Annotated in this window: 15 protein-coding genes; 8 read left to right on the top strand and 7 right to left on the bottom strand. The window is 51.2% G+C overall.

The features are described from left to right. The first annotated feature begins 28 nt into the window (after window positions 1-28). Genes NY07_RS15805 through NY07_RS19640 form a run of 3 tightly spaced genes read left to right on the top strand, consistent with a single transcriptional unit; the run spans window position 29 to window position 2,381 of the window. On the top strand, window positions 29-1,384 hold the full coding sequence (locus NY07_RS15805) for an AAA family ATPase (RefSeq protein WP_033540329.1): 1,356 nt from the start codon (window positions 29-31) through the stop codon (window positions 1,382-1,384). Window positions 1,385-1,387: 3 nt separating this feature from the next. Continuing rightward, window positions 1,388-1,987, top strand: coding sequence for a hypothetical protein (locus NY07_RS15810; RefSeq protein ID WP_033540330.1), 600 nt, complete (start codon window positions 1,388-1,390; stop codon window positions 1,985-1,987). Next, window positions 1,980-2,381, top strand: coding sequence for a hypothetical protein (locus NY07_RS19640; RefSeq protein ID WP_033540331.1), 402 nt, complete (start codon window positions 1,980-1,982; stop codon window positions 2,379-2,381). Before NY07_RS15810 ends, NY07_RS19640 begins: the two co-directional genes overlap by 8 nt. A 157-nt stretch (window positions 2,382-2,538) precedes the next feature. Here NY07_RS19640 and NY07_RS15820 read toward each other — a convergent pair whose 3' ends face one another. Continuing rightward, window positions 2,539-2,754 carry a TIGR02450 family Trp-rich protein gene (locus tag NY07_RS15820; protein WP_033540332.1) on the bottom strand — a complete coding sequence of 72 codons (216 nt, stop codon included), beginning with the start codon at window positions 2,752-2,754 and terminating at the stop codon, window positions 2,539-2,541. Between the two features lie 455 nt (window positions 2,755-3,209). Between NY07_RS15820 and rimK the strand changes: the two genes are divergently transcribed. The 5 genes from rimK to NY07_RS15845 all read left to right on the top strand — a co-directional run bounded on the left by rimK (window position 3,210) and on the right by NY07_RS15845 (window position 8,220). Next, window positions 3,210-4,115: a 30S ribosomal protein S6--L-glutamate ligase gene (gene rimK / locus NY07_RS15825; protein ID WP_033540333.1), complete on the top strand. Its 906-nt coding sequence runs from the start codon at window positions 3,210-3,212 to the stop codon at window positions 4,113-4,115. Next, a complete protein-coding gene (locus NY07_RS15830) occupies window positions 4,116-5,138 on the top strand; it encodes a succinylglutamate desuccinylase/aspartoacylase family protein (protein WP_033540334.1) in 1,023 nt (340 codons plus the stop codon). 32 nt (window positions 5,139-5,170) lie between these two features. After that, a complete protein-coding gene (locus NY07_RS15835) occupies window positions 5,171-5,596 on the top strand; it encodes an ATP-dependent zinc protease family protein (protein ID WP_033540335.1) in 426 nt (141 codons plus the stop codon). A 157-nt stretch (window positions 5,597-5,753) separates the two neighbouring features. Further along, a complete protein-coding gene (locus tag NY07_RS15840) occupies window positions 5,754-7,124 on the top strand; it encodes a magnesium transporter (protein WP_033540336.1) in 1,371 nt (456 codons plus the stop codon). A 148-nt stretch (window positions 7,125-7,272) separates the two neighbouring features. Then, window positions 7,273-8,220 (top strand): YeiH family protein, encoded by a 948-nt coding sequence (locus NY07_RS15845; RefSeq protein WP_033540337.1) that lies wholly within the window; start codon window positions 7,273-7,275, stop codon window positions 8,218-8,220. On the opposite strand, the gene NY07_RS19455 is transcribed toward NY07_RS15845, so the two are convergent. The 6 genes from NY07_RS19455 to NY07_RS15870 all read right to left on the bottom strand — a co-directional run bounded on the left by NY07_RS19455 (window position 8,161) and on the right by NY07_RS15870 (window position 12,094). Further along, entirely contained in the window at window positions 8,161-8,352 is a 192-nt protein-coding gene (locus NY07_RS19455) for a hypothetical protein (RefSeq protein ID WP_140946952.1), read from the bottom strand. The two genes, NY07_RS15845 and NY07_RS19455, sit on opposite strands and share 60 nt — an antisense overlap. A 197-nt stretch (window positions 8,353-8,549) precedes the next feature. After that, window positions 8,550-9,722, bottom strand: coding sequence for an HD-GYP domain-containing protein (locus NY07_RS15850; protein ID WP_033540338.1), 1,173 nt, complete (start codon window positions 9,720-9,722; stop codon window positions 8,550-8,552). A 242-nt stretch (window positions 9,723-9,964) separates the two neighbouring features. Then, window positions 9,965-10,171, bottom strand: a complete 207-nt coding sequence (locus tag NY07_RS15855; RefSeq protein WP_081953856.1) for a hypothetical protein — start codon at window positions 10,169-10,171, stop codon at window positions 9,965-9,967. Between the two features lie 23 nt (window positions 10,172-10,194). Continuing rightward, on the bottom strand, window positions 10,195-10,932 hold the full coding sequence (locus tag NY07_RS15860) for a DNA-binding protein (protein ID WP_033540383.1): 738 nt from the start codon (window positions 10,930-10,932) through the stop codon (window positions 10,195-10,197). A 20-nt stretch (window positions 10,933-10,952) separates the two neighbouring features. After that, window positions 10,953-11,495 (bottom strand): core component of ECF transporter, encoded by a 543-nt coding sequence (locus NY07_RS15865; protein WP_373681761.1) that lies wholly within the window; start codon window positions 11,493-11,495, stop codon window positions 10,953-10,955. A gap of 8 nt (window positions 11,496-11,503) precedes the next feature. Continuing rightward, window positions 11,504-12,094, bottom strand: coding sequence for an energy-coupling factor transporter transmembrane component T (locus NY07_RS15870; protein WP_235363949.1), 591 nt, complete (start codon window positions 12,092-12,094; stop codon window positions 11,504-11,506). Between the last annotated feature and the right edge of the window lie 19 nt (window positions 12,095-12,113).

Genomic DNA, 12,113 nt, shown 5'->3' on the forward strand with positions numbered 1-12,113 from the left:
ACACCACACCGCTTAATCAGGAGGCAGCATGAAATTTAACTTTGCACACTTAGGCGGTATTGATAACGGCACCGTTGAGCTGGGTGATTTAACCGTGATTTGCGGCCCTAACAATATGGGCAAAACCTATATTAGCTATGCCATTTATGGTTTGTTGCGCCATTTTAAGCAGTGGATTGATTTGTCGGTATCGCGTGAGCGGTTAGCGCAACTGCGCGACGAAGGTACCTTGTTGATTGAGCTGACTGACTATCAAGCGAAATTAGCCGATTATCTTAAAAACGCCTCTTCAGAGTTTTCTGAAAACTTGCCGCGCTACTTCAACGTACCGGAAGATTTTTTTAACGGTGCGAAAGCCAAGTTTAGCCACGACCAGCTAGTGTTTGACTTTACTAATGAGTTCAAACAAACCGTGAGTTTTGGGCAGTCAGAACAGTTAAGCTTTTACAAGGCTGAGAATGAAACCGTGTTATCTGTCACTTTCCAAACCAAAAGCGGTAGCCGTGTACCGAATCAGATTTTGGATGATGTGATTAGCGATCATATTGCTGATTGTTTGTTTGCTGATTTGTTGCCGCGTCCCTTTGTCGTGACATCAGAGCGCACCGGCATTGCCTTGTTCTACAAAGAGCTTGATATCAGCAAAAACGCCATTATCGAGCACATTACTAGCGGCGATAAGGTTAATCCGCTTGAACTACTCAACAGTATGCGCTCTCGTTATGCCCAGCCAATCCACGACAATATTAACGTCGTGCGTGAGTACGAAAACCTCTGTAAGCGCAAGAGTTTTATCCGTGAAGAGAGCGACTGCAAACCGATTCGGGATGCACTGCAAGACTTAATGGGCGGCTCTTACAAGGCGGTCGATAAACAAGTGATGTATATGCCCAAGAAAGAGCGTGGCCGCGATAAAGTGGCGGTGCCGGTTTACGTGGCTTCCTCTTCCATTAAGTCGTTGTTTTTAATTGATCTTTACATCAATTCGCTAGCCGAGAAAAACGGCATGTTGATTATCGACGAGCCAGAGCTGAACCTGCACCCAGATAACCAGCGAAAAATGGCAGGGCTATTAGCGCGTCTAGTCAATTCTGGCGTGAAAGTGCTGGTGACAACCCATAGTGATTATTTGATCCGCGAGCTCAACAACCGCGTGATGCTTAACCTTGAGGTAGAAAACAAAGAGCAGATTATGAAGTCGGCCAAAATGACTGATTTAGACTTGCTGAAACCTGAACAAATCAAAGCCTACAGCCTAAAAGATGATCACCAGATACATTCCGTAGAAGTGGACAAGTACGGTATCAATATGGAGGTGTTTGACAACTTAATCGCCGATGCAAACGAGCTGGCCGATAAAATTTATTACGGTATCAAGGAGTGATACATGCTGGCAGCGATAAAGAAAATCATCAACCCTGATGTGGTTATCAATTACGATACCGCCAAGAAACAGTTAAAGCTGAAAGAAGAGGGAGCTGATAGCAAGGTAGCTGAGCTTTATATCGAGCATATGCCCGATAATGCACTTGCCTTTACTTTGGATTATCAGCCCAGAAGAGACAAGCAGAAATATAAACAGCTATCTCTTTATGTAAACTCGACTAACGATGTAGGCGTCAATAAAGGCTGTGACCTGATTATTTTATGGCAAGATACCGAACAAAAGCGGGCTTTAGTATTCGATCTTAAATCCGATAGGCTCAAGCCTAAGGATAATCAGAAGCAACTGGATAATTCGGAGCTGTTCTTAAAATACCTATTGAGCATGGCAGAAGTCCATTACGAAATAGATGCCAACGGTATTGAAATTGACAAAGCTATCGTGACCACCAATGCCAGAAACGTACGCAAAAGAACCACATACCAGCCAAATGCTGATACGGCACAGATCGGTAATTACAAAGTTGAAAGTGTGATGGCTAACTCCTCAAAAACAGCCTGTATTTCCTTTCGGCAGTTAACCAGAGGCGCTGCAAATGGCTAAAGACCTAACCGCATCATCACATGACCGCCAAAATAGCCTTAAAAACCACTACGCCCTGCAACAAGCCGTGCAGCACTTAGGTTTTGGGGGGGGGGTGATCTTTGAAGGTGAGGCAGTATTCACCAAAGCTCAGGTGGTGTCACTCTATGACGTTACAGAGCGAACTCTTGAGCGCATCAATTTTTCTAATGCAAAACCACTGACTCAAAATTGCATTAGTGCAAATACTTTAACGGATAATGGGGCAAACGAGTTTAATACTGAAAGACATCAGCCTCTCCTTCCACTGGAAGCACACCTTAAAGAAGTGACTAGTTTTCTGGAAACTGATAACATCAAAACTCAAGATTTAGGAAAAATAGCTAAAAATTACTATTTTTCTGGAAAAGGCTAGTAGCCTTATCACACAAACCTTTCCAGATTTATTGCTGAAATCACCTGTATAGGTAAATCAATACCATGCGTTAATCCGCTTGTTGCTTGATTGACAAAGCGACTAGAGGCCAGACAACTGTCTGGCCTTTTTGTGAGTCATGTTTCCAAAGGCCTAACTACTTCCACCCCTGAAGCCACTTATCTCGACTTTTCAATTCTGTCCAATCGATTAAATACTCATTCTTTGAAAGTATTGCTTCCAACTTGCACAAAATAACAGCCCCCTCTTCATCAAACTCCATTTCTGATACTAAGAAATGCTTTTCTCGATTCATCGGCTTTACCGCCATCCATTTACTATTAGGTAACTTAGCAGGGTTAATTCGGTTCATCTCGACTCCGCAGCGCACTGACTATGTTTGGAAAACTACTCAGTGTTACGCACAGAGCAAGACCCAAGTTCATTAACGCTTAACGTTAGCGGAGTTAACACTCCCACCACGCGTAGGCCTTTGCAATAAAATCCCTTGTGGTCACGACAAAAAAAATTAGCTTTTCTCCGCTGGGGTTTATCAATAAGGTCGCGCCCTAAACAGGCGATGGAAAACCTCAGACAATCGAATGATTACCAAGGAAAAACGAGCAAACGCATCACGCTGGCGGCTAATTATGGCTATAGTTAAGCCACTGAGTTATTCCGCAGGCACCGCTTTGCGATCGGGTGAATTGCTCCTGACGCAGCGTCTTTAGCCGTCGATATCGATTGTTCGCCCTGAGGCCAACAATCACTTAAATTTGAAAGCATTACTTTTTTATTATTAAAGTTTTACCACTAAGGAATGTAGACATGCGTATTGCAATCTTGTCTCGCAACGAAAATTTATACTCTACCAAGCGCCTGAAAGAGGCCGGGGAAGCGCGCGGCCATGAAGTAGACATCATAGACACTCTTCACTGCTACATGGATATCACCAGCAGCAACCCAACTGTGCGCTACATGGGTAAGGTATTGCCTAAGTATGATGCGGTGATCCCTCGTATCGGCTCATCAATCACCTTCTACGGCACGGCCGTGGTGCGTCAGTTCGAGATGATGGGCACCTTCTGTGTCAACGAATCTGTAGCCATCAGCCGTTCACGCGATAAGCTGAGATCCCTGCAGCTGCTATCGCGCAAGGGCATAGGCCTGCCACGTACCGGATTTGCCAGCAAGCCGGATAAGATCCAAGATTTGATCAAGAATGTGGGCGGTGCACCGCTGGTGATCAAGCTGCTAGAAGGCACTCAGGGGATCGGCGTGGTGCTTGCCGAAACCAATAAGGCGGCCGAGAGCGTGATCGAAGCCTTCATGGGGCTTAAAGCCAACATTCTGGTGCAGGAGTTCATCAAAGAAGCCGGCGGTGCCGATATCCGCTGCTTCGTCGTAGGCGATAAAGTAGTAGCGGCAATGAAGCGTCAGGCGGCCGAAGGTGAATTTCGCTCTAACCTGCACCGCGGAGGGATAGCCCAGTTGGTACGCCTATCGAAAGATGAGCGGGCAACCGCCCTCAACGCCGCCAAGGCGATGGGGCTCAATCTGTGTGGTGTGGACATTTTGCAGTCTAACAACGGTCCTGTGGTGATGGAAGTGAACTCTTCACCTGGTCTGGAAGGGATAGAACAGGCGACCAGTAAAGATGTGGCCGGACTGATCTATGAATTTATTGAGAAAAAGGCGAAACCCAACGCCAATAGAACTCGCGGAAAAGGCTAAATGAATTCAGCACTAACCATAGCCGGGATAGACATTCTCCCCGGCACCGAGCAGCAGCTAGAACTCCCTGTGGCCAGTCTCTACACTGACACTCAGGTCTCGATTCCGGTCCATGTGATCCGGGCTAAGAAGGATGGCCCCAAGGTGTTTGTCAGCGCCGCGGTGCATGGCGATGAACTCAATGGTATTGAGATCATCCGCCGCCTGATCCAGAGCAAGCTCAAGTTGCTAAAGGGAACATTGATCTTAGTCCCCATGGTCAATGTTTATGGGGTGCTTAATCAGAGCCGTTATATGCCAGACAGACGCGACCTTAACCGCTGTTTTCCGGGCTCCCCCAAGGGCTCACTGGCTGGCAGGGTGGCGCATACCTTCTTAAACAGCATAGTGCAGCACTGCGACTACGGCATCGACCTACATACCGGGGCGATCCACAGATCTAACCTGCCGCAGATCCGCGCTAACCTGGATGACGAACAGACGCTGGCGCTGGCCCAGGCCTTCGGCGTGCCTGTGCTGCTCAACGCCAACGTGCGCGACGGCTCATTGCGGGAATCCGCCGTCAACAAGGGCACACGAGTACTACTGTATGAAGCAGGCCAGGCGCTCAGATTCGACGAGCTGTCGATCCAGACAGGTGAGCGCGGTATTCTCAATGTACTGTCATCACTTGGGCTGGTACGTAAGCGCCGCCTGCGCAAGAAGATAGAGCCCTTTATCGCCAACCGCAGCGACTGGACCCGCGCCTCGGTCAGCGGCTTTGTGTGTGAGTTTGCCAAGCTAGGGGCCCATGTCGAAAAAGGTGAGGTACTGGCGGAGATCAACAGCCCCTTGGGCGAACTGATCCAGAGCGTGGTATCCAACCGGGCGGGTATTGTCATTGGTAAGCAGAATATCCCCCTGGTACTGGAAGGGGACGCCATGTTCCATGTGGCCTACTTTGGCAGCGCCGCCGACGAGGTGGCCGAACATATAGAGATAATGAACGATCAGATTATGCCGCTGACCACCCAGACCATCTAGGTCGCGGCCTGACGCTAAAGGAAGAATAACGGATGAACAAGATCATCATAGGCAACTTAGAGGCATGCGATCTGCCGGATCTCGGCATCAAGGATCTGCATGTGCGCATCGACACCGGCGCCAAGACCTCCGCCCTGCATGTGGACAATCTCAAGCGGATCAAGGTAGGTGGTCGCCCCTATGTCGCCTTCGACCTGCACCCGGATGTTTATGATCTCGAGCAGATAGTCCATTGTAAGGCTCCGGTACATGACTCACGCCGCATCAAGTCCTCCAATGGCGAAGTGGAGCAGCGCTGCGTGATCGAAACCACCCTCAAGCTGGGGGAGCATGAGTGGCCCATAGAGCTAACCCTGAGTAATCGTCAGGACATGACCTATCTGATGCTGCTGGGCAGAGAAGCGATGGGCGATCGGGTTCTGGTAGACCCGTCGGAGAGTTTTCTGATCAACGTCTAGCCATCTAAGTGCTTGCCTTAGGCAAGCACTTTTACTGCCGTAAGCTTTCAATGACGCCGATGTGCAACAACCAGACTTTGATTAACCCAGTGTTTCAATGGTTTAGTTAAGGTCTTTGCCTTAAACTGTCCCTCAAGTTCACCCAAGGACATCAACTATGACAATGCCAGACCCCTCACCACAAGCAGAGCAAGCGGCCAGAGACGATCTTCTCGCCCGCGTCATCGACATTGTCAGTCATCCCGAGGCCGAGGAACTGCCCTCACTTGGCTTTATCAGCGACTATTCCGATGCCGATCTGGCCGACCTGCTGGAGTCGGTCAGTGATCAATATCGTTCGCCCATCTGCCGTAAGATCCCGGTAGAAAGAGGCTGGCCCATACTGCACCTGCTGCACTATGAAACCGCACGCCACGTACTCGATCTACTCAGCCCAGAGCAGCTCCAAGGATTGGCGAGACGTATCTCTGAGATAGATATTCTCACCTTCGCCGAGATCCTACCTAGCGACATAGTCGAAGATTATCTGGATCAGCAAGAAGCCCTCACCACAGAGCAGATGCAGCAGGCACTGAGCTATCAGGATGAGGCGGTTGGTCGTTACCTTAACAACAACATCTTACGCTCACGCCCCACCGCAACCGTTGGCCGGGTGTTAGACCGGCTCAACCGACAGAAGCAGCGCGAATACGTAGCGGTTTACGCCGTGGATGCCGAGGGACAGTTTCATGGTGGCTGCACCTTGGAGCAGCTCTATCGCGAGGATCCCGCCACTCCGCTAGCCGAATGCATTACCGAACTAGAGGCCATCGGCGACGAGCTGGATATCACTCAGGCGGCGCAGCAGTTTAATCCGGTGGCAGGCTTTGCCTGGGTGCCGGTTGAAAAAGGCGGCAAGATCATCGGTGCAATCGCGCTCTCCACCCTGATGCACCGCCTCAAGGAACGAAGCCTGGAGGTGTTGGTGTCTGAGACCCCCCAGGATGAGGAAGACCTCTTTACCCCTGTAGGGGTGGCGGCGCGTATGCGAGCCATCTGGCTGACGACCAACTTGCTGACGGCCTTTCTCGCCTCCTGGGTGATCGGCCTGTTTGGCGATGCCTTGCAACAGGTGGTGGCACTGGCCATTTTAATGCCTGTCGTCGCCAGTATGGGCGGTATCGCCGGCAGTCAGACCTTAGCGGTAGCGCTTAGAGGTATTGCGCTCAACCACTTGAAACGTAGCAACTTGACTCTGCTACTGGACAAAGAACTCAAGATTGCCGCCTTCAATGGTGTGCTGCTAGGCGCATTGATTGGCCTAGTGGTCAGTTGGTGGTTTAGCTCCTGGGCGCTGGGTGGCATCATCTTTGTAGCGATCGTCTTCAATAGTCTGGCGGCAGCGTCATCGGGCACAGTGATCCCTTTCGTGCTCAAGCAGATGCGTATCGATCCTGCGGTGGCAGGCTCGGTGATCCTGACCACTGTGACCGATGTGGTGGGCTTCTTCATCTTCCTTGGACTAGGTAGCCTACTGCTGCTTAACTAAGGGAGAGGTCCATCATGCCTTTGTGGGGCGGCTTTTTCCGCTGCCCCAGCAATTAAATAAAATTGAATCTACAGCTAAGCCATATTGAATTTTATAAACGCTTGACGGGCCTTATACTAGCCACCTCGTTAAACAAGATATGAGTCCGATGAAAGCATTCTTCGAAAAGTGGCCGTTCCATCCCAACCAGGCGATCTTCTTTCTCGCCGGCGCCCTCTGTCTGACGCCGGTGATCTCCTCGCCCATTGCACTGGTGATAGGTTTCACCCTGGCAAGTCTGGGCTTAGTCCCACAGCAGCTGGATATCGGCGCACTCACCAAGAAGTTACTGGCCTACTCTATCGTAGGGCTGGGATTTGGCATTCAACTCGATGCCGCCATTAGCGCCAGCAGCCAAAATATGGGGCTCATCCTGGGCTCAATCCTGTTTACCTTGCTGCTGGGCACTGTGCTGGGCAAGCTACTCAAGATAGACGCCAAGTTGAGTCATATGATCGCCTCAGGCACCGCCATCTGTGGTGGCAGCGCCATCGCCGCCGTGGCGCCAGCTATCAAGGCCGACAGCCAACATACGGCCATCGCGCTGGCTACGGTGTTCGTGCTCAACTCCGTTGCCCTGTTTCTGTTTCCGGCGCTGGGCCATCTGTTGCAGCTCAGTCAATATCACTTTGGGGTATGGAGCGCCATCGCCATCCATGACACCTCCTCTGTGGTGGGTGCAGCGTCGGCCTATGGTGATGAGGCCCTGCGGACAGCCACCACGCTCAAGCTGGCTCGCGCGCTGTGGATAGTGCCAGTAGCCCTGATTAGTGCCATGGCCTTTGGCGGCAATCGCCGTAAGATCGCCGTGCCCTTCTTTATCCTCTTCTACTGTCTGGCGATATTGCTGGCGCACTATCTGCCACAGGGACAAGTGTTCTACGACGGACTATTTGCCTTGTCCAAGCGGGTGTTGGTGCTGTGTCTTTTTCTGATCGGCGCGGGGATCACCGTTGGTAAGATGCGTCAGGCGGGTATGCGGCCGATGGTGTTGGGATTACTGCTCTGGTTTGCTATCGGCGCTGGGTCTTTGCTCTATATCATCAACTTTGTTTGAGCCACCAGTACGCCACACCAGAGCCAAAATAGCGATAAAGGCGGCCAGCTCCACCAAGGCGCGAGTCAGCCCAGAGGTAAACCAAGACGCCAATAGGAAGGCGAAGCATAACAGCACAAGCCACTTTTTCATCTTTGCCTCCTCAATAATTAGGCTAAGTGATCGAGTGGCTATTATTTATTGGTGTCAGAGTCTCAGCAAATACCCGTTTTTACTAACAAATAGCTGAATCGGCTAAGCACCAAATTATCTACCTTATGACGGCATAAGAGACCTTACTGTCCCAAACATTTGGTAAGCTCCTCAATCCTTCAGATCTCAGCCTGCCATCAATAGAAGGGGGTTGGGTCCACGTCCAAGCTGCTGGGCGAAATACCACGCTCGATAAAGAGATCCGATTTAAGCAGATCCACCATAGCCACCTCGGTATAACGCTTGTGTTTCACCGAATAGAAGGTCTTGAGTACCGGATGCAGTGCGTCCCTGTCTTTGGCCTCCCAGACAATCCCCACCCGCCCGTCAGAGAGCTGCACCAAGGAACCAACCGGATAGACGCCAACACAGCGAATAAATTCATACACCAACTTTTCATCCAGATGGAAGGGGGTCAGGCTGAGCAAGATCTTAAACGCCGCTGCTGGGCTCATCGCCTCCTTGTAACAGCGGGTCGCCGTCAAGGCATCGAAAATGTCGACGATACAACTCATGCGACCATGGAGAGAGATCTCCTCCCCCTTAAGACCTGCCGGATAACCCTTGCCGTCGAGTTTTTCATGATGCATCAGACAAACATCACGACTGATCTGCGATAAGCCTGCCGTTTCGGCCAAGATCTCCTGGGCGTAGACTTGGTGCAACTTCATGTGCTCAAACTCTTCCGGCGTCAAACGTCCCGGTTTATGCAAAATACGGTTATTGACCCGTACCTTGCCGATATCATGCAAGATACCGCCGACCGCCAACTCTTTGAGTACGCTGCGCTTAAGTTTGAGGTAACGACCGAAGGTCACAAGCAAGAAGGCGACATTGATAGAGTGCTCTAACAGGTAGGCATCTTTGGAGCGCAGGGCTGAGATACACATAAAGGCATCGGCATCGAGCATCACAGACTCGAGCATCTTGTCTGCCATAGCCTCAAACGGTGCGACTTCGACCGCCTTACCCTCAAAGGTCTCCGACAGCACCTTCTTGACCAGATCCTTTGCCTCACTCATCAGGCGCTTGGCCTTGTCCTGAGACTGAGTTCGGCTCAGTACCTTGGTTTTCGTCGGTGTCTGCTTGGGCTTGAGCCCGCACTCAGGAGATGAGCGTTCCACATCGACCCACACATACTCGATACCGTTTCGTACCAACTTGTCTATGGCTTGTCGATCCTTAATCTGTCCTGGATTAGTTATATTGACTCTTCCCTGATGATCGATAGCCGTAACATACATACCCAGGGCCAGGTTTGGCACGGGCACCTTCATTACATCTGCTTTATCATTTACGCTTTCGGTCATACAGCTCACTCACCCAAAATGTCACTTACATCTCGCGGTCGCCACTTTTTAGCCTAGTCTAAATCCCTGCCATTCGGGATAGCGAACCAGAAAAACACTGTGATAGAAGAGGCTCATAGTATGCCTGGCGGCGCCAGAGAACCAGAGGTAGAAGGAAAAGCTTTGTACTCAGGAGAGGCCAAAAATGCCCTTATTGGGGATCTTAACTATGTATGTGACTGTAAGCAAAGCCTAAATTAGCACTACAAAAAGGTACATTCTATTGCGTCAACCAACCAGCGCCGTCTGGCGCAATTGACACAGGAACGTTCAATATCATCGACCTGCTCATCTTCATCGTCATCGATAAAACCATCGCACTGGTTAGCCTGCTGCCGGGCGAGGCGGTAATCCTCCCCCTCAATGGCCAGCAGCCAGCGCCCCTGGCTTAACACAAATACTCTTTGCATATATCCCTCGTTAAATAGGTACCTTAATAGCGTTTCAGCTGTTGCTTGCGCGCGTTGCGCCAGCATCCCTGATCCCGATAGACCAAGAGCGAAACCTGATGATCGCGATAGACAGCCTTCACCTTGCCCGACAGGAGCAGCGTCGTCTTGAAGCAAAGCTGCTCACCACAGTCACTCAGCACCCTGTCGACCCCCGTCAGTTCGATCACCTCTGCGACCGAGAGAGCAACCTCGCCCTCCTCAAGACCTGGCAAGGTAAACTGGCCCTTGATGCGACCATCGTTACCCTGAAGTCGAAGCCCTAAACCCGCTAAGGCGCCAATCACACCTTGTCCCGTGCCGCCATGTTCGCTCAGGTGTACCCCGAGACGATCGGCCAGCTCATAGGCCTGGGCCTTGGTTTTTACCTCCACCTTGGTCTGCTCACCAAAGGCGATCAAGGCCTCGCGATCCAGCGGGCGGTAAAGATCTAACAGGCCGAGGCCCGGATCGGACGCCGCGGCGCTTTGACTGCGCAGATGCGCTGTGGCGATCGTCAATATCTCATCTTGGGTCTTAGTGGTGCGCACCTGAAAACACATGGCGCTATTGTGTGAGGTATAAGGAATATCCGGATGCACATAGAGCTGATGCCGGGTTACAAAAGCGCAGCGACTCAAGTGACTGTCGCTCAACAACTCCGCTATCTCTTCGGCAATCTCTCCCGTACCTTTGGTCCCTATATCATCGGTATCGTCGATACACACCAACCAAGATCTCAGACCCACTTCTCTAGCCATCACTAAAACTCCTCTCTATCTAATAGATCATGGCTTCTAAGCCGCTCCAACACGCCTGGCACTAACACCGCCGCCAGCACAGCAAAACCGCTGCCAAACAGCAGGCTTTTGGCAAATTGCACCGCCATCACCTGAGCGCTCAGTCCGACCAATGCCCCTTCGATCAGCCCCTTACTGGCCCAAGCCAGGGTCGCCACCAGCGCCAATATGATGCAGCGCCACTTAAGTGACATCAGCGCAGGAACCAAGAATAAACAGAGGTCCATGGCCAAAGCTGGTAAACCAAACTTCACTAACAGCAAAGGGCCTCCTTTGCCCACTCCCAGGGTCATGGCCATCATCCCGGCCAGCAGACCACAGGCACTGATGGCGCCGCGCTTACCCACGGCGCCGTAACAGATCAGATAGAAGAAACTCATCAGAAACATAGAGTGACCCGACAAACCAAGCTTTAGCCGTAATACTCCCTTCAAAGCCACCAGCAAGGTGGCACAGAAGCCGATAAACAAGGCGTCATGTAGGTTAAAATCTCTGTTATTCATCATGATTCATCTCACTCATAGGGCCAATGGGTCGGCTTGCGAGCACGACCAAACTGGCGCAGCTTGGCCGCAGTAGCCATCTGCTTGGATAGTTTTAATAGCTGGATCAACAAGGGATACAGCACACAATAAATCAGCTCTTGCCAATTCTGGGGGCGCCACAATGCCTTAGGCTGAATCTTGGCGCCGCGCATGACCTGCATCTGATAGATCTCCCGCGCCTCCTGTCCCAGATAAGGCAAGAGACCAAAACAGGCACCCAGCACGAAGGCCCATTTGCTTGGCAAACAATAGCTAAGCACCTCGCCAATCCGCTGTGGGGCGCAGACGATGGACAACCACCAGCCTGGGATCATGGCCAATAAGATCCGCGTCACCGCTATCACCCCCTCGGGCAAACGCGCTGCGCCGTGTAACAGGAGATAGAGCAAGCTGGTGATCACTAACTGACTGATGAAGATTACCGCTAGCCCCTTTAGCCGTCCCCCAAAATAACGCCCCTGCAGCAGAAGCAACGCATTGGTAAGGCCAAGATAAAGCAGCCACCCCTGAGGCACTAAAAACGCGCCACCAGACAGCGCCAAGACCAAGAAGATCGCCAATGCGCACCAAGTGACATCA

The sequence above is a fragment of the Shewanella sp. ECSMB14101 genome (assembly GCF_000773485.1).
Lineage (GTDB): Bacteria > Pseudomonadota > Gammaproteobacteria > Enterobacterales > Shewanellaceae > Shewanella > Shewanella marisflavi.